Origin of the sequence: Actinocorallia populi, assembly GCF_002995495.1 — a bacterium.
GTDB classification, from domain to species: domain Bacteria; phylum Actinomycetota; class Actinomycetes; order Streptosporangiales; family Streptosporangiaceae; genus Actinocorallia; species Actinocorallia populi.
In genome coordinates this window covers 694,928-720,196 of the sequence record NZ_PVZV01000004.1, presented here as the reverse complement: position 1 = coordinate 720,196, position 25,269 = coordinate 694,928, and the positions used below count along the sequence as shown (strand labels likewise).

General features: G+C 70.8%; 21 protein-coding genes and 2 tRNA genes. 9 read left to right on the top strand and 14 right to left on the bottom strand.

Features of this window, described 5'->3' with window-relative positions; translation table 11 throughout:
* Positions 1 to 2: 2 nt before the first annotated feature.
* From ndk to C2865_RS20030, 5 genes are all read right to left on the bottom strand, one after another.
* Positions 3 to 413, bottom strand: a complete 411-nt coding sequence (gene ndk / locus C2865_RS20050; protein ID WP_106399988.1) for a nucleoside-diphosphate kinase — start codon at positions 411 to 413, stop codon at positions 3 to 5.
* A 24-nt stretch (positions 414 to 437) separates the two neighbouring features.
* Positions 438 to 1,835 (bottom strand): hypothetical protein, encoded by a 1,398-nt coding sequence (locus C2865_RS20045; protein ID WP_106399987.1) that lies wholly within the window; start codon positions 1,833 to 1,835, stop codon positions 438 to 440.
* Positions 1,836 to 1,956: 121 nt separating this feature from the next.
* A complete protein-coding gene (locus C2865_RS20040; RefSeq protein WP_106400089.1) occupies positions 1,957 to 2,274 on the bottom strand; it encodes a DUF4233 domain-containing protein in 318 nt (105 codons plus the stop codon).
* Positions 2,274 to 3,641, bottom strand: coding sequence for a bifunctional folylpolyglutamate synthase/dihydrofolate synthase (locus C2865_RS20035; protein WP_106400088.1), 1,368 nt, complete (start codon positions 3,639 to 3,641; stop codon positions 2,274 to 2,276). Before C2865_RS20035 ends, C2865_RS20040 begins: the two co-directional genes overlap by 1 nt.
* A gap of 320 nt (positions 3,642 to 3,961) precedes the next feature.
* The gene (locus C2865_RS20030; RefSeq protein WP_106399986.1) at positions 3,962 to 6,544 is read right to left on the bottom strand and encodes a valine--tRNA ligase; all 2,583 of its coding nucleotides are present in this window, start codon (positions 6,542 to 6,544) and stop codon (positions 3,962 to 3,964) included.
* Between the two features lie 121 nt (positions 6,545 to 6,665).
* On the opposite strand from C2865_RS20030, the gene C2865_RS40100 reads away from it, so the two are divergent.
* The 4 genes from C2865_RS40100 to C2865_RS20010 are packed head-to-tail and all read left to right on the top strand — an operon-like array spanning position 6,666 to position 10,845.
* On the top strand, positions 6,666 to 7,478 hold the full coding sequence (locus C2865_RS40100; RefSeq protein WP_198653441.1) for a hypothetical protein: 813 nt from the start codon (positions 6,666 to 6,668) through the stop codon (positions 7,476 to 7,478).
* Between the two features lie 53 nt (positions 7,479 to 7,531).
* Entirely contained in the window at positions 7,532 to 8,305 is a 774-nt protein-coding gene (locus C2865_RS20020) for a sensor histidine kinase (protein WP_106399985.1), read from the top strand.
* A gap of 10 nt (positions 8,306 to 8,315) precedes the next feature.
* Complete coding sequence (locus C2865_RS20015) at positions 8,316 to 8,918, top strand: response regulator (RefSeq protein ID WP_232835726.1); 603 nt, start codon at positions 8,316 to 8,318, stop codon at positions 8,916 to 8,918.
* A complete protein-coding gene (locus C2865_RS20010; protein WP_232835710.1) occupies positions 8,908 to 10,845 on the top strand; it encodes a sensor histidine kinase in 1,938 nt (645 codons plus the stop codon). Before C2865_RS20015 ends, C2865_RS20010 begins: the two co-directional genes overlap by 11 nt.
* Before the next feature lie 215 nt (positions 10,846 to 11,060).
* Here the strand turns inward: C2865_RS20010 and clpX are convergent, their stop codons facing one another.
* The 4 genes from clpX to tig all read right to left on the bottom strand — a co-directional run bounded on the left by clpX (position 11,061) and on the right by tig (position 15,540).
* Positions 11,061 to 12,335, bottom strand: coding sequence for an ATP-dependent Clp protease ATP-binding subunit ClpX (gene clpX, locus C2865_RS20005; RefSeq protein WP_106399983.1), 1,275 nt, complete (start codon positions 12,333 to 12,335; stop codon positions 11,061 to 11,063).
* Between the two features lie 176 nt (positions 12,336 to 12,511).
* On the bottom strand, positions 12,512 to 13,162 hold the full coding sequence (locus tag C2865_RS20000; RefSeq protein ID WP_106400086.1) for an ATP-dependent Clp protease proteolytic subunit: 651 nt from the start codon (positions 13,160 to 13,162) through the stop codon (positions 12,512 to 12,514).
* Positions 13,163 to 13,212: 50 nt separating this feature from the next.
* The gene (locus tag C2865_RS19995; protein ID WP_106400085.1) at positions 13,213 to 13,785 is read right to left on the bottom strand and encodes a ClpP family protease; all 573 of its coding nucleotides are present in this window, start codon (positions 13,783 to 13,785) and stop codon (positions 13,213 to 13,215) included.
* A 288-nt stretch (positions 13,786 to 14,073) separates the two neighbouring features.
* Positions 14,074 to 15,540 (bottom strand): trigger factor, encoded by a 1,467-nt coding sequence (gene tig, locus C2865_RS19990; protein ID WP_106399982.1) that lies wholly within the window; start codon positions 15,538 to 15,540, stop codon positions 14,074 to 14,076.
* A 244-nt stretch (positions 15,541 to 15,784) separates the two neighbouring features.
* On the opposite strand from tig, the gene C2865_RS19985 reads away from it, so the two are divergent.
* Positions 15,785 to 15,858 (top strand) — tRNA-Pro (locus C2865_RS19985).
* Positions 15,859 to 15,931: 73 nt separating this feature from the next.
* Here the strand turns inward: C2865_RS19985 and C2865_RS19980 are convergent.
* A complete protein-coding gene (locus C2865_RS19980; protein ID WP_106399981.1) occupies positions 15,932 to 17,311 on the bottom strand; it encodes an MFS transporter in 1,380 nt (459 codons plus the stop codon).
* 321 nt (positions 17,312 to 17,632) lie between these two features.
* Here C2865_RS19980 and C2865_RS19975 point away from each other — a divergent pair, with 321 nt between their 5' ends.
* Together C2865_RS19975 and C2865_RS19970 are read left to right on the top strand one after the other, a co-directional pair.
* A complete protein-coding gene (locus C2865_RS19975; RefSeq protein WP_106399980.1) occupies positions 17,633 to 18,109 on the top strand; it encodes a cation:proton antiporter regulatory subunit in 477 nt (158 codons plus the stop codon).
* An 8-nt stretch (positions 18,110 to 18,117) separates the two neighbouring features.
* A complete protein-coding gene (locus C2865_RS19970) occupies positions 18,118 to 19,407 on the top strand; it encodes a cation:proton antiporter (RefSeq protein WP_106399979.1) in 1,290 nt (429 codons plus the stop codon).
* Positions 19,408 to 19,428: 21 nt separating this feature from the next.
* Here the strand turns inward: C2865_RS19970 and C2865_RS19965 are convergent, their stop codons facing one another.
* The 4 genes from C2865_RS19965 to C2865_RS19950 all read right to left on the bottom strand — a co-directional run bounded on the left by C2865_RS19965 (position 19,429) and on the right by C2865_RS19950 (position 23,430).
* Positions 19,429 to 20,442: a hypothetical protein gene (locus C2865_RS19965; RefSeq protein ID WP_106399978.1), complete on the bottom strand. Its 1,014-nt coding sequence runs from the start codon at positions 20,440 to 20,442 to the stop codon at positions 19,429 to 19,431.
* A 177-nt stretch (positions 20,443 to 20,619) separates the two neighbouring features.
* A complete protein-coding gene (locus C2865_RS19960) occupies positions 20,620 to 21,690 on the bottom strand; it encodes an acyl-CoA dehydrogenase family protein (RefSeq protein WP_106399977.1) in 1,071 nt (356 codons plus the stop codon).
* A complete protein-coding gene (locus C2865_RS19955) occupies positions 21,687 to 22,877 on the bottom strand; it encodes an acyl-CoA dehydrogenase family protein (protein ID WP_106399976.1) in 1,191 nt (396 codons plus the stop codon). The genes C2865_RS19960 and C2865_RS19955 overlap by 4 nt, the downstream gene beginning before the upstream one ends.
* A gap of 79 nt (positions 22,878 to 22,956) precedes the next feature.
* A complete protein-coding gene (locus C2865_RS19950; protein WP_106399975.1) occupies positions 22,957 to 23,430 on the bottom strand; it encodes an anthrone oxygenase family protein in 474 nt (157 codons plus the stop codon).
* A 117-nt stretch (positions 23,431 to 23,547) separates the two neighbouring features.
* Between C2865_RS19950 and C2865_RS19945 the strand changes: the two genes are divergently transcribed.
* Complete coding sequence (locus C2865_RS19945) at positions 23,548 to 24,531, top strand: AraC family transcriptional regulator (RefSeq protein WP_106399974.1); 984 nt, start codon at positions 23,548 to 23,550, stop codon at positions 24,529 to 24,531.
* An 8-nt stretch (positions 24,532 to 24,539) separates the two neighbouring features.
* Positions 24,540 to 24,613 (top strand) — tRNA-Gly (locus C2865_RS19940).
* The last annotated feature ends 656 nt before the right edge of the window (positions 24,614 to 25,269 follow it).

The following is a 25,269-nucleotide window of genomic DNA, read 5'->3' as shown; positions in this document are numbered from 1 at the left end:
GTTCAGGCGAGGCCGGGGAAGAAGATCTTGATCTCCCGGGCGGCGGACTCCGGCGAGTCCGAGCCGTGGACGATGTTCTCGCCGATCTCCAGGGCGAAGTCGCCGCGGATGGTGCCGGGTCCGGCCTCGACCGGGTTGGTGGCGCCGGCCAGCGAGCGGAAGGCCTTGATGGCGTGCGGGCCCTCGGCGACCAGGGCGACGAGCGGGCCGCCGGTGATGAACTCGACGAGCTCGCCGAAGAAGGGGCGCTCGCTGTGCTCGGCGTAGTGCTCCTCGGCCACCTCGCGGGGCAGCGTGCGCAGCTCCAGCGCGACCAGCTTCAGGCCCTTGCGCTCGATGCGCGAGACGACCTCGCCGACGACGCCCTTGCGTACGCCATCGGGCTTGACCAGGATCAGAGTGCGCTCGGACACGGCGGTGTTCTCCAGTGAGTTCGGCTAGTGGGATACCCCCGAAAGCCTATCCCCCCCGATCATGTCCCGGCGCCGCGTCACGGCGGCGGCGAGCGCGGACAGCGCCAGCGCCAGCACTCCGGCCGCCGCCAGCCAGGTCTGCTGCGCCGTGCCCAGCGCCGCCAGACCGGCCGCGGCGCCGTCCGCGCCCCGCACCCGGTCCGCCTGGAGCGAACCCGCGACGAGGTTGCCGCAGAGCAGCGCGGGGAAGCACAGCGCGAGCGCGAACTGCGCGGCTCCCGGACCCGCGCCGCGCAGCGAGGCGGCCAGCGCCAGGCCCGCGCCGCCGCCCAGCAGGGCCAGGCACGCCGCGAGCTCCGCCGCGCCCGCCCGGGGGCCGGCGCCCAGCAGCAGGAGGACCGCGAGCACCAGCAGCGCGTCCCCGGCCAGGACCGCCCTGCGGGCGGGCGGGCGCGCGGCGCACAGCGCTCCGGCGAGGGCGGCGGGGACCGCGGCGGCGAACGGCCACGCCCCCTGCCCCGCAGGGGCCGCGGTCAGGAAGGCCAGCCCGCCCGCCGGGGCGGCCACGGGCAGCACCAGCCATCCGATGAGGACCGCCTGCAGCGCCGGGGCGCACGGCCCGCCGAGAGCCGCGTCGCGGGTGCAGGCGAGCGCCAGGCCCGCGAACGCCGTGATGCCCAGGCCCGCCACCAGGACGCCCACGCCCGGCTCCCAGGAGGCGCCGACGGCGGTCACCGCCAGGAAGGCGAATCCGGCGGAGGGCACCAGGGGGAGCAGCAGCCGGGTGCGTTCGATGGCGCGCAGCGGCGGCAGGGGGCGTCCGGCGCCGCCCGGCAGGCAGGCCAGCAGAGCGCACGACAACGCCAGGCCCAGCAGCCAGGGGAAGGGCGTGAGCGCCTCGCGCCAGCGGCCCGGCTCGCGCGGCACCGCGCCGAGGGCCAGCGGCACGGCGAGCGCCAGGGAGCCGCAGAGCGCCCCGGCGAACAGGGCCAGGGGCGTCCTCGAACGGCTCTGCCAGACGAGGGCGAGCGCGGCGGACAGGACCGCCCCGGCCCCCGCGCCCTGCAGCACCCGGGCGGCGCCCAGCACGGGCGGGGATCCTGCCTCCAGCGCCAGGACCTGCCCGGCCAGCACGGCGAAGATCCCGGCCAGCAGCACCAGCGGCGGCGGGAGCCTGCGGGCGGCCACCGCGGCGGGCGCCAGCGTCAGCACCAGGGCGGGCAGCGCGGCTCCCGCGGCCTGCACCAGGGCGGCCGACCCGCCGCCCAGATCCCGCCGGGCGGAGGCCGCGACGAGGGTGATCACGTTGGGGACGGTCAGCACCGCGGCGGGGACCGCGGTCAGCGCCACCGCGGCCGCGACCGCCGCGGCGAACCGTGTTCCCCGCCCGCCGGAGCGGTCCCCGGTGCCGGATTCCCGCACGCCTTCCTCCGAAAGTCGGCGGCATTGTCGACAGCGGATATCACATATGGTGATAATTGGCTGTAATACCCGGTTTTTCCAGGGGTAAATACCCCGCGGAAAAGGCCGCCCGGAGAAGAAGCTAGCGCTTCTGCCGCCCCTCCACCTTCACTCCCAGCCAAATGGCATAGGCCCACAACGCGCCGAAGACCACGCCCAGGATGAACATGGTCGGCACGAAGAAGCCGAGCGCCAGCACGACGACCTGGAAACCCGTGGCCAGGGGAACGCCCCAGGACCTGCCCAGCGTTCCGGCCAGCAGCAGGGCGAGCACCGCCAGCACTCCCCCGGATATCCCGGCGGTCCTGGCGTCCACGTGCGCGACCGAGATCGCGACCGGAATCGCCAGGGCGAGGATGATCGCCTCACATGTCAAGATCGTGGCGAGCAGGCGCCGCATCACTTCACCTTCAACAGAACTCGTGCGTCGCCGGCCGTGACGACCGACCCGGTGATGACCACACCGGAGCCCCCGTATTCCCCCGCCTCGTCGGCCAGCGCCACAGCCCGCTCGAACGCGTCGTCCAGGCGCCCGGCGCGGTGCACCCGCTCCGGACCGAAGATCTCCGCGGCCAGCGCGGCCAGTTCGTCCACCGGCATGGCGCGCGACGAGGAGTTGCGGGTCGCGACCACCTCGGTCAGGACCGGCTCCAGCTCCGCCAGGATGCCGGCGACGTCCTTGTCGGCCGAGACGGCCACCACCCCGACCAGCCGGGTGAAGTCGAAGGACTCGCTCAGCGTCTGGGCCGTGGCGGCCATGCCCGCGGGGTTGTGCGCGGCGTCCAGGATCACGGTGGGGCCGGTGCGCACCACCTCCATCCTGCCGGGCGAGCTCACCCGGGCGAAGCCGTCCCTGACCAGCTCCGGGTCGAGCCTGCCCTCGCCGCCCTCGGGGGCGGCGTAGTCCGAGGAGACCCTGCCCCGGGTCACCTCGCCGGGGTCGAGGACCGCGTTGGTGGGAGCGCCGCTGGCGAACGTCTCGACGGCCACGAGCGCGACCGCGGCGTTGGCCGCCTGGTGCGCGCCGAACAGCGGCAGGAAGACCTCCTCGTAGTCGCCGTGCACGCCGCGCAGGTGCAGCCGCTGGCCGCCCAGGGCCAGGTCCCGCTGGAGCACCCCGAACTCCATGCCCTCCCGGACGACCGGCGCGCCGGTCTCCGCCGCGCGGCGCAGCAGCACCTCGGCGGCGGCCGGCTGCTGCTGGGCGATCACCGCGACCGTGCCGGGCTTGATGATCCCGGCCTTCTCGTGGGCGATGTCCTCGATCGTGTCGCCGAGGTAGTCGGTGTGGTCCAGGCCGATCGGGGTGATCACCGAGACGGCCGGGTCCACCACGTTGGTGGCGTCCCAGGTGCCGCCCATGCCGATCTCCACGACCGCGACGTCCACCGGCGCGTCCGCGAACGCCGCGTAGGCCATCGCGGTCAGCGTCTCGAAGAACGACAACCGCACCGGGTGCTTGCCGTCGATGAGCTGCAGGTACGGCTCGAGGTCGGCGTAGACCTCGGCGAAGCGCTCCTCGCTCAGCGGCTCCCCGTCGATCGCGATGCGCTCGCGCAGCTCGCTCAGATGCGGGCTGGTGAACCGCCCGACGCGCAGTCCCCGCTCGGTGAGCAGCGCGTCGATCATCCGGGAGACGCTCGACTTGCCGTTGGTCCCCGCCACCAGGATCACCGGGCAGGCCCGCTGGGGTTCGCCCAGCAGGTGCAGCAGGTCCTGGATCCGGTCGAGGGTGGGGTCGAACTCCCATTCGACGCCCCGTGCCATGACCGCCGACACGGCGGTCCGATAATCCGTCACGCCGAAAAGGCTATCTCTCCCCCGGCCCGGCCCGGTTCCGGCCTTGCCCGGCCCCGGACGCCGGAGCAGCCGGACCCGGTGGGACCACCGGGTCCGGCTGCGGTTCAGTCGTCACTTCTTCTCCGGAGGGACACGACCCGCCGGTCGCCCCCTGTGTCTTCAAGATGCCCCCGCCCTCTGAGCAGGCGCTGAGCCGATGATGAGAAGAATCTGAGAGCCGCCCCCGGGACGCCGGCGGCCCGGCTCCCCGCGGGGGGCCGGGCCGTCGGCGCGGTGGACGGGGCCGCTCAGCCTGCCGGGAGGGAGGCGAGCTGGGACTCCAGGCGGGTGATGTCGGCCTGGGCGGCCTCGAGGCGGGCGCGGTTCTTGCTGATGACCGCCTCGGGGGCCTTGGCGACGAAGTCGGCGTTGGCCAGCTTGCCGGAGGTCTGGGCGACCTCCTTGCGGGCGGCCGCTAGGTCCTTCTCCAGGCGGGCGCGCTCGGCGGCCACGTCGATGGCTCCGGCGGTGTCCAGCTTCACCACGACGCCCTCGACGGGCAGGGACGCGGTGGCGGAGAAGGAGCCGCCGGGGGCGGTCAGCTTCAGCAGCGAGCGGATCTGCTCCTCGTAGGCGGCCAGCGGGCTGCCGTCCAGCTCCAGCGCGGCGGTGACCCGCTGGCCGGACTTCAGGCCCTGGTCGGAGCGGAACCGGCGGACCTCGGTGACCAGGCGCTGCAGCGAGACGACGACGGCCTCGGCGGCGGCGTCGGCGCGCGCGGTGTCCGCGGTCGGCCAGGGGGCGCGCACGATGGTCTCGCGGCCGGTCAGGGCCGTCCACAGCTCCTCGGTGACGAACGGGACCATCGGGTGCAGCAGCCGCAGCAGGGTCTCCAGGACCTCGCCCAGCACCCGGCGGGTGGCCTCGGCCGTCGCGCCGCCCTCGGCGAGCGGGACCTTGGACAGCTCCAGGTACCAGTCGCAGACCTCGTCCCAGGCGAAGTGGTAGAGCGCCTCGCACGCCTTGGCGAAGTCGAAGTTCTCGATGTGGGCGTCGACCTCGGCGATGACCGTCTGCAGCCGGGAGAGGATCCACGCGTCGGTCGTGGACGGCTCGGCGGGGAGCTCCCCGTTGACGTGCGCGCCGTTCATCAGCGCGAACCGGGTGGCGTTCCACAGCTTGTTGCAGAAGTTGCGCGAGCCCTGCGCCCAGTCCTCGGCGACCGGGACGTCACCGCCGGGGTTGGCGCCGCGCAGCAGCGTGAAGCGGGTGGCGTCGGCGCCGTAGCGCTCGATCCAGTCCAGCGGGTCGACGACGTTGCCGAAGGACTTCGACATCTTCTTGCCGTGCTGGTCGCGGACCATGCCGTGCAGGGCGATGACCTTGAACGGCGCCACGCCGTCCATCGCGTACAGGCCGAACATCATCATCCGGGCGACCCAGAAGAAGAGGATGTCGTAGCCGGTGACCAGCACGGAGGTGGGGTAGAAGCGCCGCAGGTCGGGCGTGTCGTCGGGCCAGCCCAGGGTGGAGAAGGGCCACAGCGCGCTGGAGAACCAGGTGTCCAGCACGTCGGTGTCCTGGGTCCAGCCCTCGGGCACCTCCTCGCCGGGGCCGAAGCACCGCTGCTCGCCGTCGGGCCCGTACCAGACGGGGATGCGGTGGCCCCACCACAGCTGCCGGGAGATGCACCAGTCGTGCATGTTGTCGACCCAGGCGAAGTACCGGGCGGACAGCTCCGGCGGCTGGATCTGGACCCGGCCGTCGCGGACGGCGTCGCCCGCGGCCTCGGCCAGCGGGGCGACCTTGACGAACCACTGCAGGGACACGCGCGGCTCGACGACCGTCCGGCAGCGCTGGCAGTGGCCGACGGAGTGCTCGTAGGGGCGGACCTCCTTGACGATGCGGCCCTGCTCGCGCAGCGCCTCCACCACCGCGGCACGGGCCTCGTAGCGGTCCATGCCCCGGAAGGGGCCCTCGGCGGTGACCTCGGCGTGCTCGTCCAGGACCGTCAGGGACGGCAGGCCGTGCCGCCGCCCGATCTCGAAGTCGTTCGGGTCGTGGGCGGGCGTGACCTTGACCGCGCCGGTGCCGAACTCCGGGTCGACGTGCTCGTCGGCCACGACCGGGATGCGGCGGCCGGTCAGCGGCAGCTCGATCTCGGTGCCGACCAGGTGGGCGTAGCGCTCGTCGGACGGGTGGACGGCCACCGCGGTGTCGCCGAGCATCGTCTCGGCCCGGGTGGTGGCCACCACGACCTCGTCGGTGTAGCGGATCGAGACGAGCTCGCCCTCGCGGTCGGAGTGCTCGACCTCGATGTCCGACAACGCGGTCAGGCAGCGCGGGCACCAGTTGATGATGCGCTCGGCGCGGTAGATGAGGTCGTCGTCGTACAGCCGCTTGAAGATGGTCAGGACGGCGCGGGAGAGCCCCTCGTCCATGGTGAAGCGCTCACGCGACCAGTCGACGCTGTCGCCCAGGCGCTTCATCTGGCCGAGGATGCGGCCGCCGGACTCGGCCTTCCACTGCCACACGCGCTCCTGGAACGCCTCGCGGCCCAGGTCGTGGCGGGTCAGGCCCTCCTTCTTGAGCTCGCGCTCGACCACGTTCTGGGTGGCGATGCCGGCGTGGTCCATGCCCGGCAGCCACAGCGCCTCGTACCCCTGCATGCGCCTGCGGCGTACCAGCGTGTCCTGGATGGAGTGGTCCAGGGCGTGGCCCATGTGCAGCGAGCCGGTCACGTTGGGCGGCGGGATGACGATCGTGTACGCCGGCGCGTCGGGAGCGCGCTCGGGGTCGGCCTCGAACAGGCCGGCGGAGGTCCAGCGTTCGTAGAGCCTTCCCTCGACCTCGGCGGGCGCGTACTGAGTGGGCAACTGGGACTGGGTCACGAACGCAGATTCTACGGCGTGGCGGCCCCTGTTTCCGGCGGTCGCCGGGGAGACCGGGACAAGGAACACCAGATAGGACACAATGGTCCCCTGTCCGTTCCCCTCGCACACGCTCCCGGAGATGACCTTGAGTGGTTGGAACCCCCCGCCCCAGGGCCCCGGCTACGGCGGGCCCCAACCGCCGCAGCAGCCCTACGGCCAGCAGCCCCAGCAGCCCCAGCAGCCTTACGGCCAGCCCCAGCAGCCTTACGGGCAGCAGCCCTACGGCCAGCCGGCCCAGCCCGGCCAGCCCTACGGGCAGCCGACGCCTCCCCCGTTCGGGCAGCCCACGCCGCCGCCCTTCGGGCAGGCCGGGCACCACCCCGCGCCGCCCAAGAACAACAAGACCGGCCTGATCCTGGCGCTCGCCGGCGGCGCGGTCGTCGTGGTGATCGTCGCGGTGATCGCCATCGTCGGCCTGAGCGGCGACGGGGGCGACGGAGGCGGCGAGTACACGCTCAGCGCCCCGCCGAGCGCGGGCGGGTACCCGCAGGTGAACGACTCCTCCGGCGACGCCTACGGCAGCACCTTCCGCAACCTCCTCGGTTCGCAGGGCACCGTCGTGTCGGCGACCTACGACGCCGAGGGCTCCAAGGTCACCTTCACCGGGATCACCGGCCCCGGCATGGGCGACAGGAACGACTTCCGCCAGGGCCTGCAGAGCTCCGGCGCCAACATCAGCTTCCACGAGACGGACGCGGGCGGCTCCGGCACGGCGAGCTGCGCCGAGATGACGATGTCCAGCATCAAGATCCCGCTGTGCTACTGGCAGACCGACAACACGCTCGGCATGGTGATGGCCGCCCCGAACGTCACCGGCGGCCCGTCCCTCGGCTGGTCCCAGCTGGCCGACGTCATGCGCAAGATGCGGCCCGACGTGGAGAAGCCCGCCTGATCCGGGACACGCGTCCCTGTCGGTGATCTCGGCGGTCGGGGAGGGTTTCGGGTATGTACGGCGTCACCGCGCTCGGCGCGTTCCTGCTGGGGCTCGCCGTCGGCGTCCTGCTGACCCGACGGCTAGCCCCCGCCGCGGATGACCGCGCCGGCGCGCTCCAGCGGTCCCGGGAACGCATCCTCGCGGCCGCCGAGGAGGAGCGCCGCCGGCTGCGGCACGACCTGCACGACGGGCTCGGCCCCACCCTGGCCAGCCTGGCGATGGCGCTCGACACCGCCAGGCTCACCCTGCGCGACCGGCCCGAGCAGGTCGGCCCGCTGCTGAGCGACCTGCGCCGGCGGCTGGCCGACGCGGTCGGCGACATCCGGGAGCTGGTGGCGGGGCTGCGCCCGCCGGCGCTGGACGACCTCGGCCTGGCCGGGGCGGTCGGCGGGCTGGCGGACGGAACCGACGGGATCCTGGTCGACGTCAAGATCAGCGGCGAGCTGACCTCGCTTCCCGCGGCGGTCGAGGTCGCCGCCTACCGGATCGTCTCCGAGGCGCTCAGCAACGTGCGGCGGCACTCCCTGGCCGCCAGCGCCCTGGTGCGGCTCAACCGCGGCCCGGACGCCCTCCACCTCGTCGTCGCCGACCCCGGCACCGGCGTCCCGCAGGGGCGGGACGGCACGGGCCTGGCGGCGATGCGCGAGCGCGCCGCCGAGATCGGCGGCGTGTGCACCATCGGACCCCGACCCGGCGGCGGCACCGCGGTGGTCGCCCGTCTCCCCCTCAACCCGCTCCCGGAGGAACCCCGTCGTGTCCGACGACATCCGAGTGATCATCGCTGACGACCACCCCATGTTCCGCCAGGGCCTGCGCGCCCTGCTGGAGGCGCTGGGCATCGAGGTCGTCGGCGAGGCCGAGAACGGCCCCGCCGCCGTCCGGCTCGCCCACGACGTGCAGCCCGACGTGGCGGTGATGGACCTGCACATGCCCGGCGGCAACGGCATCGAGGCCACCCGCACCATCACCCGCACCAGCCCGCACATCGGCGTGCTGGTGCTGACCATGTTCCGCGACGACGACTCGGTGTTCGCCGCGATGCGCGCGGGGGCGCGCGGCTACCTGCTCAAGGAGTCGGGCGCCGAGGAGATCGCGCGGGCGGTGCGCGCGGTGGCGGCTGGCGAGGCGATCTACGGGCCGGAGATCGCCCGGCGGGTGCTCACCTACTTCACCGAGATGCCCGACCCGCGCAGGTCCGCCTTCCCCGAGCTGACCGACCGGGAGCGCGAGGTCCTCGAGCTCATCGCCCAGGGGCGCAACAACGGCGAGATCGCCGGAATCCTCTTCCTTTCGCCGAAGACGATCCGCAACCACGTCTCCAACATCTTCATGAAACTGCACGTGGCCGACCGCGCGCAGGCGATAGTGCTGGCGCGCGAGGCCGGCCTTGGCACGTAGGACCGTCCTGTGGGCCGGGGCGCTGGCCGGCCCGCTGTGCATCATCCTGGCGTACGCCTTCCGCTACTCGGTGCCCGTGGAGTACCGGACGAGCCAGTCCTGGCGCCCCGAGGTCGTCATGGGCTGCCTGTACCCGGTGGTCGGGGCGTACCTGCTCAGCCGCAGGCCCGGCCTGGTCGTCGCCCGCCTGCTGTGGGGGATCGGCCTCGTCGCGGCGGCGCACTGGCTGCTGATCCCCTTCTCGCGCTGGGCGCTGCTGCACGACCTGCCCGGAGCCGTCTTCCTGCGCTGGGGCGCCACCTGGCTGTACATGCTGGAGTTCCTGCCGCTGGTGATGATCGTCCCGCTGCTCTTCCCCGACGGCAGGCCCCCCTCCCGGCGCTGGCGGCCGGTGCTGTGGTTGTCGGTGGCGCTCATCGGGACGAACGTCCTGCACCGGATGCTGCTCCCGGGCGACCTGAGCGTGGGCGGCAAGGAGGCGCACAACCCGTTCGGCGTGCAGGCCCTCCTCGATCTGGAAGGTCCGTACCTGAACATCGTGCAGCCGTTCACGGTGGCCGTCACCTTCCTGAACTTCCTCTCGCTGGCGCTGCGCTTCCTGGCGGGCAACCCCATAGCCCGGCGGCAGATCGCGCTCATCGCCTACCCCCTGCTGGGCACCGCGCTGGCCGGCTACTCCGACCTCATCTGGAAGGACGTCCCCTTCTGGCTGTTCGCCACCCTGACCTGCACCGCGGTGGCCACCGTGCCGGTCGCGCTGGCGATCGCCATCCTGCGCTACCGGCTCTACGACATCGACGTGATCGTCAACAGGACGCTGGTCTACGGCACGCTGACGCTGATCCTGGGCGCCGTCTACTTCGGGCTCATCGCCCTGGTCAACAACCTGGTCGTCGGCCATGCCGCCGGGTTCTTCGGCGCGCTGGCGGTCGGCGCGCTGTTCCAGCCCGTCCGCTCCCGCGTCCAGCTCTCCATCGACCTGCTGTTCGGGATGGAGCGCGACCCCTACCTGCTCGCCGACCGGCTCGCGCGGACCGTCCAGCAGACCGAGGACCCCGCCACCGCGCTGCGGCTCGCCGCACGGGCGGTGCGCCGGACGCTGGCGCTCTCGGGGGTCTGCGTGGAGATCGACGACGTCGTCGTGCACACCGACGGGGTGGAGGACGGCCCCGCGCAGGTGGTCCCGCTGGTGTGGCACGGCGAGCAGATCGGCCGGATGCTGCTGTACGGGCCCGGACACGCCGACCACCGGCTGGTCGAGGTGCTCACCCGGCACGTGGCCGACCTCGCGCACACCGTCCGGCTGCTGCGCGTCTCCCAGGAGACCGTCATCAACACCCGCGAGGACGAGCGCCGCAGGCTCAGCCGCGACCTGCACGACGGGCTGGGGCCCACCTTGGCGGCGCTGGCGCTGTCGGTGGACGCCGCCCGGGTGCGCCTGACCACCGACCCGGAGTCGGTGGAGCCGTCGCTGCTGGCGCTGCGCGAACGCATGACCACCGCGATGGGCGACATCCGGGAACTGGTGCACGGGCTGCGCCCGCCCACCCTGGACCGGCTGGGGCTGCTGGGCGCCGTCCAGGCGCTCGCCGCCGACCTGCCCGAACCCCGGGTGGACGTGTACTGCGCGGACCTCCCGCAGCTCGCCCCCGTGCAGGAGGTCACCGCCTACCGCATCATCCAGGAGGCCCTCACCAACGCCCGGCGGCACGCCAAGGCCACCAGCGTGGAGCTGCGGCTGGCCGAACGGAACGGGGAACTGGAGATCACCGTCTCCGACGACGGCCGCGGCCTGCCCCGCCAGGCCCGCCAGGGCCTCGGCCTGACGTCCATGCGCGAGCGCGCCTCCGAACTCGGCGGCACCTTCACCATCGCCTCCCGCCCAGGAGGCGGCACCACCGTCACCGCCCGCCTCCCCCTCGCCTGACCCTCCGGTGCCCGCCCAGGGAACCGGCGGGCCCATGCCCGGCGACCCCGCGCCCTCACGTAGGGCGCTCGGCGAAGCCGGTGTCCGGCGGCACCGGATCCGGGAGCCGGCCGGGCCGGTGCCCGGCCGGGGCCCTGAGGGCCTCGTGGCGGGCTCGGCCGCGGCCGGAGACGACAGAACCCGGCTCGCGGGAGCCGGGTTCGTCTGGGGTGTGCTCAGGCGCTCTTCTCGCGCGGTTCACGCTTCTGCGAGCGCTCGCGCGGGACGAGCGTCGGATTCACGTGCTCCAGCACCGATTCCCGGGTGATGACCACCTGGGCGACGTCCTCGCGGCTGGGCACCTCGTACATCACCGAGAGGAGCACCTCCTCCAGGATGGCGCGCAGGCCGCGCGCGCCGGTGCCGCGCAGGATGGACTGGTCGGCGACGGCCTCGAGGGCGTCGTCGGTGAACTCCAGGTCCACCCCGTCCAGCTCGAACAGGCGCCGGTACTGCTTGATCAGCGCGTTCTTCGGCTCGGTGAGGATGTTGATCAGCGCGGCCCGGTCCAGGTTGTGCACGCTGGTGATGATCGGGAGGCGGCCGACGAACTCGGGGATCATCCCGAACTTCAACAGGTCCTCGGGCATGACGTCGCCGAAGATGTCGCTGTTCTTGGCGAAGTCGACCTTCGAGCGGATGACCGCGCCGAAACCCACGCCCTGCTTGCCCACCCGCGACTCGATGATCTTCTCCAGGCCGGAGAAGGCGCCGCCGCAGATGAACAGGACGTTGGTGGTGTCGATCTGGATGAACTCCTGGTGCGGGTGCTTGCGCCCGCCCTGGGGCGGGACCGAGGCGGTCGTGCCCTCCAGGATCTTCAGCAGGGCCTGCTGCACGCCCTCCCCGGAGACGTCCCGGGTGATCGACGGGTTCTCGCTCTTGCGGGCGATCTTGTCGACCTCGTCGATGTAGATGATGCCCGTCTCGGCCTTCTTGACGTCGTAGTCGGCGGCCTGGATGAGCTTCAGCAGGATGTTCTCGACGTCCTCGCCGACATAGCCCGCCTCGGTCAGTGCCGTGGCGTCCGCGATGGCGAACGGGACGTTGAGCAGTTTGGCCAGGGTCTGCGCGAGGAGCGTCTTGCCGGATCCGGTCGGGCCGAGCAGCAGGATGTTCGACTTGGCCAGCTCGATCCCGTCATCGCGGGAGTCGCCGGACTGGATCCGCTTGTAGTGGTTGTAGACCGCGACGGAAAGTGCCTTCTTGGCCTTCTCCTGCCCGATGACATAGCCGTCGAGGAACTCGTAGATCTCCCGGGGCTTGGGCAGGCTGTCCCACTTGAGGTCCGAGCTCTCGGAGAGCTCCTCCTCGATGATCTCGTTACAGAGATCGATGCACTCGTCGCAGATGTACACACCCGGGCCCGCGATGAGCTTCTTGACCTGCTTCTGTGATTTGCCGCAGAAAGAGCATTTCAGCAGGTCACCACCGTCGCCGATGCGTGCCACCCGGTTGTCTCCTTTTCGTGGGGCCGCCTCGCGCCCGGCGGTACGCGGAGCTCATGCTCCCCGTACCGCCGACGAAGGCTGCTTCGACGGTACCGTCTCCGGGGCGCCGGGCCGTGCCCCGAGAGTCCCGGGACCCGACCGCGAAAGCCGGGGGTCTCCCCGAACTTAGCGCCGTCTTATGAAGACACTACCTCTACCCGGCGCTTCTTGCTGACGAAGACGTCGTCGATCAGGCCGTAGGCCTTGGCCTCGTCCGCCGTGAGGATCTTGTCGCGCTCGATGTCCTGACGGACCTCTTCCAGCGACCGACCGCTGTGCCGGGAGATGATGGTCTCCAGCTGCTCGCGGATGCGCATGATCTCGCGGGCCTGGATCTCGATGTCCGAGCCCTGCCCGTAGGTGCCCTCCGTGGCGGGCTGGTGGATCAGGACCCGCGCGTGCGGCAGCGCCGCGCGCTTGCCCGGCGTGCCGGCGCCCAGCAGCACCGCCGCCGCCGAGGCCGCCTGGCCGATGCAGACCGTCTGGATGTCGGGCTTGACGTACTGCATCGTGTCGTAGATGGCGGTCATCGCGGTGAACGAGCCGCCCGGCGAGTTGATGTAGATGCTGATGTCGCGGTCGGGGTCGATCGACTCCAGGGTGAGCAGCTGCGCCATCACGTCGTTGGCCGACGCGTCGTCGATCTGCACGCCCAGGAAGATGATCCGCTCTTCGAAGAGCTTGTTGTACGGGTTCATCTCCTTGACCCCGTACGCCGTCCGCTCCACGAAGGACGGGATGATGTAACGGCCGTCGACCGGCCGCACGCCGCCGGCGCGAATTTCCATGCTGCTCTCCATAATCGGACGGCTCTCCATGGTCGGTCCGAAGTTCTCCATCAGGAGACCGGACCCTCGGAGGGAACCTCGTTGGCGCTGGTCACCACGTGGTCGACCAGTCCGTAGTTCTTGGCCTCCTCGGCGGTGAACCAGCGGTCGCGGTCGGAGTCCGCGGTGATCTGCTCGACCGTCTGGCCCGTGTGGTAGGCGATCCGCTCGGCGAGCGTCTTCTTCACGTAGAGCATCTGCTCGGCCTGGATCTTGATGTCCGAGGCGGTGCCGCCGATGCCGCCGGAAGGCTGGTGCATCATGATGCGCGCGTGCGGGAGCGCGTACCGCTTGCCCGGGGTGCCGGCGCAGAGCAGGAACTGCCCCATGGACGCCGCCAGGCCCATGCCGACGGTGACGATGTCGTTCGGCACGTACTCCATGATGTCGTAGATCGCCATGCCGGCGGTCACGGATCCACCCGGAGAGTTGATGTAGAACGTGATGTCGCGCTTGCCGTCCTCGGCCGAGAGCAGCAGCAGCTCGGCGGCGAGACGGTTGGCGATGTCGTCGTCGACCTGCTGGCCGAGTACCACGATCCGCTTGCGCAGCAACTGCTGGTGCAGGGCCTCCTGCGCGGCCATGGCCTGCAGCCCGCCCTCGCGCGCGAAGATCGGGTCGTGGAAAATCGGAGGCTTGCTCACCCTGTTCCTCCGTAGGTGTCTAGCGAGTTGTGGTCCCTGAACGGTCGGATGATTGGACACTAACGCGCCCCGCGGGGGCCTCACGCCATACGGACGTTCTTTTCGCTGGCGGCGTACCCTCCGCCCTTTTCTCGACCCGAGGTTTAGCCCCGGGCGAACATGGTTTGAACGGGAGCGCCCCGCATGCCATTTCCGGCATACGGGGCGCATTTGCATTTTTCATGCGATTCAGGACTTGGTGGAGCCCTCGTCGCTCGCCGCCTCTTCGGCGGGCGCGGCCTCGGCCGGCTCGTCGACGACCTCGGCCTCGGCGACCTCGCCGTCCTCGGCCGCCTCCGGCCCCTCGTCGGCCCCGGCGGTGACGGTCTCGCCGTTGATCTCCTTGCGGAGCTCATCGAGGTCGAGCTCGTTGCCGGACTCGTCAGAGATCTTGACGTGCTCGACGATGAGGTTCAGCGCCTTGCTGCGCAGCACCTCGGCCACGAGCGCCGGGATCTGGTTGTTCTCGGTGAGGTACTGGGCCAGCTGCTGCGGCGGCAGGTTCATCTGCATCGCCTGCGTGACCACGTACTCGCTGAGCTCCTCGTTCTCGACGCCCAGCTCCTCGTCGAGGGCCAGCTGGTCGAGGATGAAGCCGCCCTTGACCGCCTTGCGCGCGGCCTCGTCGAGCTCGGCCTCGAACTCCTCGGCCGTCTTTTCCTCGTCGGCCAGGTAGGCGTCGCGGGTCAGGCCGGCGTAGGCGAGCTGCTGGTCGAGCTGCTCGTTGCGGCGCTGCTTCTCGCTGTCCACGATGCTGTCGGGCAGCGGGATCTCGACCTTCTCCAGGAGGGCCTCGAGGGCCTTGTCCCGGGCCTGGCCGATCTGGTTGAGCTTCTTCTGGCGCTCGAGCCGCTTGCGGACGTCGTCCTTCAGCTCCTCGATCGTGTCGAACTCCGAGGCGAGCTGGGCGAACTCGTCGTCGGCCTCGGGCAGTTCCTTGACCTTCACCGACTGCACGGTGACGGTGACCTCGGCCTGCTCGTCCTTGCGGGAGCCGGCCACCAGCGTGGAGGTGAAGGTCTTGGACTCGCCGGCGGACAGGCCGACGATCGCCTCGTTGAGGCCCTCGATGGAGCCCTCGGTGCCGACCTCGTAGGAGTAGCCCTTGGTGGCGGCGTCCTCGACGTCCTCGCCGTCGATGGCGGCGCTCAGGTCGATGGTGGCGGTGTCGCCCTCGGCCGCGGCGCGCTCGACGGTGGTGAGGGTGGCGAAGCGCTCGCGCAGGTTCTCGAGCGTCTCGGCGATCTCGTCGTCGGTGACGACGGCGTCGTCGACGGTGACGGGAAGGCCCTCGTACTCGGGCACCTCGAAGGTCGGGCGGATGTCGACCTCGGCGGTGAACTCCAGTTCCTTGCCGTCGTCGATCTTGGTCACCTCGACCTCGGGCTGGCCGAGGACGAAGAGCTCCTTCTCCTCGATCGCGGCGCCGTACAGGCCGGGCAGCGCGTCGTTGACGGCCTCCTGCAGCACCGCGCCGCGGCCCACGTACTGGTCGATCAGGCGGGCGGGCGCCTTGCCCGGGCGGAAGCCCTTGAGCCGCACTTGCCTCGCGAGCTCCTTGTAGGCCTTGTCGAGGCTCGGCTTGAGCTCTTCGAACGGAACTTCGATGGTGAGCTTCACCCGGGTCGGGGTCAACTCCTCGACAGCGGTCTTCACTGGGGCAGGTCTCCTTGATCCGGCGGTTCACACGGCTCGGCGCGCTGGGACGCGGCCCTGCCGAGCCGCGAGCGCGAGCGACCGCCGGTCTCGCTTGATCGTTTCGGGCGGCACAACGCATGCCTGTGCGGCCTTCAGTCTAGGGGGTCACGGCCACCTCCCGTGACAGGCTCCCGCGCGAGCCGCCTCCCGGAGAAAAGATCAGCCTGCGCCGGTCGCCGAGCGGCTAAACTGTCGCGCGACACGGGCTGTGGCGCAGCTTGGTAGCGCGCTTGCTTTGGGTGCAAGAAGCCGTGGGTTCAAATCCCGCCAGCCCGACCGCAGGTCAGAGCCCCGGCGTCCTCGACGCCGGGGCTCTTCGCCTTCTGTGGTGCGGGTCGGCCGCGCCGGGTCAGACCCCCGCCTCGGCGAGGCTGCGCCGCGCGGCGCCGGTCCTGCGCAGGTAGGCGGCCCAGGTGAGGACCACGCACACCGTGTAGAAGACCGCCAGGATCAGCAGGGCGGGGACGATCGTCCCGGCCTCGGCCAGCGAGATCCGGAAGGTCTGCTGGATCAGCACGCCGCCCAGGGCGCCGACGGCCGAGGAGATGCCGATCGCCGCGGCCGCCGTGCGCCGGGCCGAGGAGACCGCCGCGGCGACCGCCTCCCCGTCCCCGGGGTCCACGCCCTCCAGCGCCTTGTTCTTGAAGATCGCGGGGATCATCTTGTAGGTGGAGCCGTTGCCGATGCCGGTCGTGGCGAAGACGCACAGGAAGGCGGCCAGGAACAGCGGCCAGCTGCCCGCGTCGACCGCGGACCAGACCGCCACGATGCCCAGCGCCATGACCAGGAAGTTCCAGAACGTCACCCGGGCGCCGCCGACCCTGTCGGCCAGCCAGCCGCCGATCGGGCGGGCCACGGAGCCGATGAGGGCGCCCAGCCAGATGTAGTCGGCGGCCTGGATGCCGGGGAACTGGTTCTTGATGAGCACTCCGAAGGAGAAGGAGTAGCCGATGAAGGAGCCGAAGGTGCCGATGTAGAGCACCGACATGATGACCGTGTGCGGCCTGCGCGAGATGGCCGCCATCTCCTTGACGGTGTAGGCGCTGGTGGCGTGCCGCAGGTTGTTCATGAAGAAGTAGGCGCCCGCCGCGGCGACCAGCACCAGGGGCATCCACACCCAGCCGACGGCGGCGAGCCCGGCGGCGACGATCAGCGGCGGCATCGCCAGCTGGGTGACGCTGGTGCCGAGGTTGCCGCCCGCTGCGTTCAGGCCGAGCGGCAGGCCCTGCTTGTCCGCCGGGTAGTAGTGCGTGATGTTCGACATCGACGAGGCGAAGTTGCCGCCGCCCAGGCCGGTGGTGGCCGCGATGAGCAGCAGGACCCAGAAGGGGATGTCGGGGTTCTCGATCGCGTAGACGAACAGGGCGCACGGGATCAGCAGCAGCATCGCGCTGATGATCGTGAAGTTCCGGCCGCCGAACCGGGCGGGGCCGAAGGTGTAGGGGATGCGCATGAAGGCGCCGACGAGGTTGGGGACGGTCGTCAGCCACAGCTGCTGCCCGACGTCCAGGGTGACGCCCACCGTGCCGAGGTTGATGACGGCGATGCTCCACAGGAGCCAGACGCAGAAGCCCAGGTGCTCGGTGAGGATGGACCAGGCCAGGTTGCGGCGGGCGACGCGCTTTCCGGTCTCGTTCCAGAAGCGCTCGTCGTCCGGTCGCCAGTCCTCGATCCAGCGGCCCCGCCCCGCGTCTGGCGCCGCGGGCCTCTCGCCGGTCAGCGTGGTCATGCCCTGCCTCCAGGTACGTTCTACTCAGCTCGGTCGTTCTCGCTGACCCGAAAGTAGGTGGGGACCTCTTCCCCGCTGTTGCCGCGACGTCAAGACCCGATTACCTGTCACGCACCGCGCACGGCGCGTCAGTGTGAGCACTTCACGCGCCCGCGGGGCACGGACGTGAAGGGGCGGTAACACGCCCGTCACGGGCCGACGTTCTGGCCGCATCTAGAGATTTTCCACGAAACGGTCACGGGACCCGACTTGGAGCGTTGCACGTCACTGGGCCAAAATCGGCCCTTGGACTTTCGTGCTTCACCCAAGGGAGGGGAAGTAGTGGACGTAGAACAGACGGCGCTGCCCGGTATCGGGCTGCGCCACGAGTTCACCACCCGTGCCGGACGCCGGATAGGCATCGTGTCCTACCGGACCGGCCGCCGGGACCTGGTGATCTACGACAGGGCCGACCCCGACCGGGCGTGCGAGACGGTCAAGCTCAACGACGAGGAGGCCGACGCCCTCGTCGAGCTGCTCGGCGCGCCGCGGATCGTCCAGCGCCTCAACGCCCTGCACCGTGAGGTCGAGGGCCTGGTCAGCCTGCAGGTCCCGGTGGCGACCCGGTGGGCGGGCAAGGCCATGGGCTCGGCGCAGGTGCGCACCCTGACGGGCGCGTCCATCGTGGCCGTGGTCCGCAACGGGCAGGTCAACGCCAGTCCCCTGCCCGACTTCGTCCTGCGGGAGAACGACGTCGCCGTGGTGGTGGGGAGCCTGGAGAGTACCGAGGCCGCCACCCAGATCTTGACCGGCGGGTAGGGGAGCGCGTGCACGACATAGCCATTCTGTTCCTGGAACTCGGCGGGATCATCCTCGCCCTCGGCATCCTGGGCTCCTTCGCCCTGCGCGCGGGTATCTCCCCCATACCCCTCTACCTCATCGCCGGTCTCGCCTTCGGCCACGGCGGGATCCTCTCCCTGGGCACCAGCGAGGAGTTCGTCCACACCGCCTCGGAGATCGGCGTCATCCTCCTGCTGCTCACCCTGGGCCTGGAGTACAACGCCGACGAACTGGTCACCTCCCTCAAGGGCAACGCCAAGGGCGGGCTGGTCGACCTCGTGCTGAACGCGGCGCCCGGCGCGATCATCGCTCTGGTGCTGGGCTGGGGCCCGGTCGCGGCGGTCGCGATGGCGGGCGTCACCTACGCCACCTCCTCGGGCATCACCGCGAAGGTCCTCACCGACCTGGGCTGGGTCGGCAACCGTGAGACGCCCGTCGTGCTGTCGCTGCTGGTCTTCGAGGACCTCACGATGGCCGTCTACCTGCCGGTCCTCACCGCCATCCTGGCGGGCGCGGGCTTCGCCGCCGGCGCCACCAGCGTCGGCATCGCGCTGGCCACGGTCACGGTGGTCCTCGTCATCTCGCTGAAGTTCGGGCGCTACCTGGAGATGTTCGTCTCCAGCCCGAACTCCGAGGTCATGCTGCTCAAGGTGCTGGGCCTGGCGCTGCTGGTCGCCGGCATCGCCCAGCAGCTGCAGGTCTCCGCCGCGGTCGGCGCGTTCCTCGTCGGGGTCGCCCTGTCGGGCCAGCTCGCCCACGAGGCGCAGGAAGTGCTGGCCCCGCTGCGCGACCTGTTCGCCGCGGTGTTCTTCGTCTTCTTCGGCCTGAACACCGATCCCGCGAAGATCCTCCCGGTGGCCGGGCTGGCGCTGCTGCTGGCCTTCGTCAGCATCATCACCAAGCTGCTCACCGGCTACTACGCGGCGCAGAAAGCGGGCATCGGACGGGCCGGACGGGCGCGGGCGGGGCTCGCGCTGGTCCCCCGCGGCGAGTTCAACATCGTCATCGCCGGCCTGGCCGTGGGGGCCGGCGCCCACCCCGACCTCGGCCCGCTGGCGGCGGGCTACGTCCTCATCCTCGCGGCGTTCGGCCCGCTGGCGGCGCGGCTGCTCCAGCCCGTCATCACCTCGCTGGCCGACCACCCCGAGGACCACCTGCCGTTCTTCCGGCGCAAGAAGGCCAAAGTGAAGCGGAAGGAGACGGCCGACGCCGCCGTCGAGGTGCCGGAGCAGTCCGGCTCCGTCGATGACGACGACGTCGAACCCGTCAGTAAGTGACCCCTGCCCGCGCGCCCTCCCTCACAGGTGGGCGCGCGGGGGCGCCTGCACGTGCGGCAGCCGGGGCGGCTGCGGCGGCATCGGGCGGTCGGGAGAGAGCTGCACGCGCGCAGGCGCGGCCTTGGGCGCGGGCGGGACGGCGGCCACGGGGCGCCCGACCCGCTCGTAGCGGGGGAAGAGCAGGACGGCGTACAGCGCCAGGAAGACACCCGTCAGCTCCAGCGCGAGCCACAGCGGCTCGGACGGCCAGGGCTCCCCGAACAGCAGCGCCGCGCCGCACACCAGCTGGATCTTGCCGACGATGTTCATCACCGCGCAGACCAGGATCAGGCGGCGTTCCTGCAACCCGATGTGCAGCAGGCCCAGGCCGAGCGCCCCGGCCAGCAGGAACACCACCGGGTAGGGCGTGTACAGCAGTTCGCGCGGGGCCTCGGTGACGTAGGGGATCATCGCCACGCCCATCGTCTCGGCGGTGCCCAGCAGCACGCCCGCGCCGATCCCGTAGGCGACGCCCGTCAGCCTCCGGGCGTGCCGGCCCTCCACCTTGCGTTCCCGGACGCAGAACAACCAGATGGGGAAGAGGAGCGAGGGGACCGTCGCGGCGGCGAACATCCAGGGCGAGGGGTCGGGCAGGCCGGCTCCGCTGCGCGAGGGGAAGGCGCCGTACCCGTACACGATGGGCACCGCGACCAGGACGAGGGCCGCGGCCAGCAGCCCCAGCGCGGATCCCTCGCGGCGGTTCAGCCGCTCCTTGAAGCCCGAAAGGCCCACCGCGAGCAGCAGGAGCAGGCCGAAGAGGTACGTCGCGAGCATGATCGAGACCGGTGCGGTGTTCACCGCGGCCGCCGCCACGACGGTGCCGCTCATCACCGTGGCCAGGCCGACCAGCCACGGGGCGCTGGACACCAGCTTCACGGTGGCGTGGAAGGGGCGGCGGGGGGAGAGCGGTGGCAGCGACGCGCCGGTCGTCTTGAAGATCACGAAACCGGTGAGGTAGATGAGGTGGGCGGCGCAGGCCAGGAGCACGGGCTGCATGGTTCCTCCGGGGTGGGGCGAAGGGAGCCTCATCGTGACATGGAGGACATGCTCCATAGCAGGCGGCGACCGCAAGGAGTTTCCGGCGGTTTTTGTCCCCTCCGCTCAAGAAAACCGAGGAGCGCTTCTCTCGTGTTCCGAGCGGAGGGGACCGTCACGCGGCCCCGGGAGAGCCGGTCATCCCAGACCGAGCCGCTCGGCGAGCAGCCCCCGGTGCCGGCGCCGGGGACCCAGCAGCAGTTCACTGCTCTTGGCGCGCTTGTAGTAGAAGTGCGCGTCGTGCTCCCACGTGAAGCCGATGCCTCCGTGCAGGAGCAGGTGCTCCTTGGCCACCCGGAAGTAGGCCGGTCCGGTGTAGGCCTGGGCGAGCGCCGCGGCCGTCGGCAGCTCCTCCGGCGCCTCGTCGGCGGCCCACGCGGCGTACCTGGCCACCGACTCGGCCTGCTCCAGGAGGCAGTGCAGGTCGGCGAGCCGGTGCTTCACCCCCTGGAAGGAGCCGACGAACCGGCCGAACTGGACGCGCAGTTTCGTGTACTCGACGATCGTGTCCAGGCAGCGGCGCAACCCGCCCAGCTGCTCGGAGGCGAGCACCGCGCCCGCGACGTCGAGGGTGCGGGCGAGCGCCTCCGTGGCGTCCGCCGGGCCGACGAGCCGCGCCGGAGTGGCGGAGAACTCCACCACCGCTTGGGGACGGGTGAGGTCCAGGACCTCCAGCGGGGTGCGCTGGACGGCCTCGCCCTGGACCGCGAACACGGCCGGCTTCCCGTCCAGGCTCGCCACGACCAGGAGCAGGTCCGCGTCCGCGCCGTGGAGAACGCGTTCGGCACGCCCGTCGAGGGTGTGGTCGGCGGAGGCCGTGACGCCCTCGGCGAAGGAGAGGGTGGCGACCGTGGTGCCCGCCGCGATGCCCGGCAGGTACTCGCGCTTGGCGGCCTCGTCGTCCAGCGCGAGCAGCGCCTCGGCGGCCAGGACGGACGACGCGAAGTACGGCACCGGGGTGAGCGCCGTGCCCAGCTCCTCCAGTACGACGGCGACCTCGGCGCGTCCGGCGCCCGCTCCCCCGTACTCCTCGGGGACGGCCAGGCCGGTGACGCCGAGCTCCCCTGCGAGCCGCTCCCACGTCTTGCGGTCGTAGGGCTCCTCGCCTTCGGCGACCTGCCGGACCCGTGCGATCGGCGCGGCGGCGGCCAGGAAGGACCGGACGGCCCCGGCCAACTCCTGCTGCTCGGTGGTAAGGATCAGTCTCACGCGCCCGCCTCCTTCTTCTGCGTGCCGACCTTGAGTTCACGGAAGGGGACGTCGCGGTCGACCTGCGGTTCGCGGGGCAGCCCCAGGACCCTTTCGCCGATCGCGTTACGGACGATCTCGTTGGTGCCGCCGCCGAGCGCCATGCCCGGAGCCCAGGCCAGAGCCGCGGCGTAACGCGCCAGCTCATCGTCCTCGGAGTGGGCGACGACCCCCTCGCCGAAGATCTCGGCGGCCGTCTCGGCGCTGTCGAGCGTCAACTCGGCCAGCAGGAGCTTGGTCACCGAGCCCCGCGAACCGGGGTTGATGCCAGCCTTGACCTCCTGGGCGAGGCGGGCGTTGAACAGTTCCAGCGCGCGTTCCTGAACGTAGAGGTCGACCAGCTTCTCGCGGACGGCAGGGTCTTCGGTGAGGCCGCGCTGCTGCGCACGGGCGGCGATGCTCCTGTACGACGTGGGGCGGTCGGGCGCGGCGCTGCCCATGCCGATCGACAGGCGCTCGTGCAGCAGTGTCGTGATGGCCGCGTGCCAGCCGTTGTTGACGCCGCCGACGACCTGGTCCTGGGGGATGCGCACGTCGTCGAAGAAGACCTCGTTGAAGTGCGCGATACCCGTCATGTCGCGCAGCGGGCGGACCGTCACGCCCGGGGCGTGCATGTCGACGACGAACATGGTGATGCCCTTGTGCTTGGGCACGTCCACGTCGGTGCGGGCGATGATGAGTCCGTAGTCGGCGTGCTGGGCGACGGTCGTCCAGACCTTCTGGCCGTTGAGGACCCAGGAGTCGCCGTCGAGGACCGCGCGGGTCTGCAGGGAGGCGACGTCCGAGCCGGCTCCGGGCTCGGAGAACAGCTGGCACCAGATCTCCTCGCCGCGCAGCAGCGGTCTGATGTAGCGCTTCTTCTGCTCCTCGGTGCCCAGCGACAACAACGTCGGGCCGCACATGCCGAGGCCGATGCCGAACACTCCCGTCGGCAGCGCCTTGCCGCGCGCGGCCTGCTGGAAGACCCGTTCCTCCGCGGTGCTCAGCCCCTGCCCCCCGTACTCGGCGGGCCAGGAGATGCCGGAGTACCCCGCGTCGTAGAGCACGGCCATGAACTGCCTGGACACCTCCGTCCCCGTGTTCTCGGGGATGGGTGTCTCGGCCAGCCAGGCTCTCGCCTGGCTGGCATACGCCTCGATATCAGCCATTCCGGACTCCTCAACCGAATTGGATTCGGTTTCTTATTCAACCCCAACGGCACCCCCTCCTTCCAGACCCACGGCCAGATCACCTGGCGCTTCGGTAGGCGAGCACGAACGCCACCCCTGCACTGAGAGCCCCCAGGCAGCGGAGATGGTTGAACGCCGTCCACCGCGACACGTACGTCGTCCAGAAGTCCGCCGTACCGGCGGCCGTGGCGTCCAGAGCCTCGAGCTGGTTGTTGTAGGGAACGTGGTAGACGACCGTCAGGACGATCGGAATGAGATAGAGGGCGGCTCCCACGACGGCGTAAACAGCGCCCGGGGCCGACATGTCACGCAGCCCCGTGAAACCCACGATGACGCCCGTCACCGCCGTACCGAGCAGGGCGAGCATGAAGAACGGGTTGGGCGCGGCACGGTTGATCGCCTGCATGGCGGCGGCTCCCTGCGCCGGCGGGATGCTGCCCAGACCCCGCATGATGAACGTGGAGAAGGCGAAGAAGACTCCCCCGCTCACGCCTGCGCCCACCGCTGAGACGAGTAGCAACGTACGGTTCAAAACGTTCTCCTTGGGACTTCGGTGTCGAACACCTTCATCCCATCGCATGGAGACTGCGCCCTCCATGCCCGAAAAACGCATGCCCATACGCATCCGTCCCGCGCTACCTTCAATGCCATGGACGCTCTTGCCGCCCTCCTGGACGGCCCCCGCGCCCGCGGCGCCTTCCTTCTCCGCTCCGTCATGGACCCGCCGTGGTCCATGCGCATCCAGGACCACTCCCCGCTGACACTCGCGGTCGTCGCCCGCGGCCACGCTTGGATCGTCCCCGAGACCGGCCCCCCGGTGCTGTTGAAGCCCGGCGAGGTCGCCCTGGCCCGCGGCCCCCGCCCCTACACCGTCGCCGACTCCCCCGACACCCCGCCGCAGATCCTCGTCAACCCCGGCCAGATCTGCACCACCCTGGACGGCACCGACCTGGTGGAGTCGATGTCACAGGGCGTCCGCACCTGGGGCAACGCCCCCGACGGCCAGACCGTCATGCTCACCGGCACCTACGAGACCGCCACCGAGACCGCCCAGGACCTCCTGAACGCCCTGCCCCCGCTCCTGCACCTGCCGCCCGACCCCGCCCGGACCCCGCTGGTCTCCCTGCTCGCCGAGGAGATGACCCGCGACTCCCCCGGCCAGTCCGCCGTCCTCGACCGCCTCCTGGACCTGCTGACCATCACGCTCCTGCGCGCCTGGCTCACCCGCCCCGAAGCACACCCGCCCGCCTGGTACCAGGCCCAGTCCGACCCGTTGACAGGCCAGGCCCTGCGCCTGCTCCACCACAACCCGTCCCACCCCTGGACCCTGGACCTGCTGGCCCGCAAACTCGGCGTCTCCCGCTCGACCCTCGCCCGCCGCTTCACGGCACTGGTGGGCGAACCCCCCATGGCCCACCTGACCCGCTGGCGCCTCAGCCTCGCCGCCGACCTCCTCCAGGACCCGTCCCTCACCCTGGAGACCATCGCCCACCGCGTCGGCTACGCCACCCCGTACGCCCTGAGCACCGCCTTCAAACGCACCCGCGGCCTCACTCCGGCCCAGCACCGCGCCCGCCTGGCCCCCGTTTCGCGCACACCCCCCGAAACCCTGTACGCTACCGTCGGGACGTAACGCCCCACGCGGATGTAGCTCAATGGTAGAGCCCTAGTCTTCCAAACTAGCTACGCGGGTTCGATTCCCGTCATCCGCTCCACGTTTCCCCAGGTCAGAGCCTTGATCCACTCGAATGGATCACGGCTCAAGATCTTTTGTCACCTAAATGTCACTGAGAATCGCTGCTACGCGCTGATAGCTCCCATGCGAATCCGGTCTCGATCAGCATCGTCTGGCACCTCCGCTGGCGTCCCGCACCTCACCCAAATCACTATGACGAACATGAGTCCTTAACCTGCGTTCATCGTCACAACGGGCCTCAGGATCTCTCCAGAGGTGAAGACGTGTCAGATGCACCGAAGACGACAGTGGGGTTGCCGCCGAAGCTCGACCGCCGTCGCACCGTGGTGCTGCGTCCTTGGGACACAGCCGATATCTACGCACGCCCCCGTCCGGAGCTGGCTCGGCTGGCGCACCGGGGCGCGTTGCGGGGCAGTCGCGGGCGTCGCGGTACCGCGGCAGCGAGTCACCCTGCGTCTGGACATCGGTCAGGTCGTCTTCGTCAAGCGGCAAGTGGAGCGGTTCAGTGTGGAAAGATTCAAACGCAACCTCGTCATCGAGGGCCTGGACGGCCTGTACGAGGAGGTAGTAGAGACACCGAAGGCTGCGGCGTAGGCGAGCAGAAAGCCCGAGGCCGCCGGTGAGCACCCGTACGGCCGCGAGGCTGATGCTGCCTAGCAGCCAGTCATCGCAGTA

Excerpts from the sequence above, each read along its gene's own strand:
- C2865_RS20040 (WP_106400089.1), bottom strand. The coding sequence starts at position 2,274 with ATGCGGCGCCTGCTCGCCACGATCTTGACATGTGAGGCGATCATCCTC.
- C2865_RS20035 (WP_106400088.1), bottom strand. The coding sequence starts at position 3,641 with ATGGCACGGGGCGTCGAATGGGAGTTCGACCCCACCCTCGACCGGATC.
- C2865_RS40100 (WP_198653441.1), top strand. The coding sequence starts at position 6,666 with ATGACCTTGAGTGGTTGGAACCCCCCGCCCCAGGGCCCCGGCTACGGC.
- C2865_RS20020 (WP_106399985.1), top strand. The coding sequence starts at position 7,532 with ATGTACGGCGTCACCGCGCTCGGCGCGTTCCTGCTGGGGCTCGCCGTC.
- C2865_RS20015 (WP_232835726.1), top strand. The coding sequence starts at position 8,316 with ATGTTCCGCCAGGGCCTGCGCGCCCTGCTGGAGGCGCTGGGCATCGAG.
- C2865_RS20000 (WP_106400086.1), bottom strand. The coding sequence starts at position 13,162 with ATGGAAATTCGCGCCGGCGGCGTGCGGCCGGTCGACGGCCGTTACATC.
- C2865_RS19995 (WP_106400085.1), bottom strand. The coding sequence starts at position 13,785 with ATGGCCGCGCAGGAGGCCCTGCACCAGCAGTTGCTGCGCAAGCGGATC.
- C2865_RS19980 (WP_106399981.1), bottom strand. The coding sequence starts at position 17,311 with ATGACCACGCTGACCGGCGAGAGGCCCGCGGCGCCAGACGCGGGGCGG.
- C2865_RS19965 (WP_106399978.1), bottom strand. The coding sequence starts at position 20,442 with ATGCAGCCCGTGCTCCTGGCCTGCGCCGCCCACCTCATCTACCTCACC.
- C2865_RS19955 (WP_106399976.1), bottom strand. The coding sequence starts at position 22,877 with ATGGCTGATATCGAGGCGTATGCCAGCCAGGCGAGAGCCTGGCTGGCC.
- C2865_RS19945 (WP_106399974.1), top strand. The coding sequence starts at position 23,548 with ATGGACGCTCTTGCCGCCCTCCTGGACGGCCCCCGCGCCCGCGGCGCC.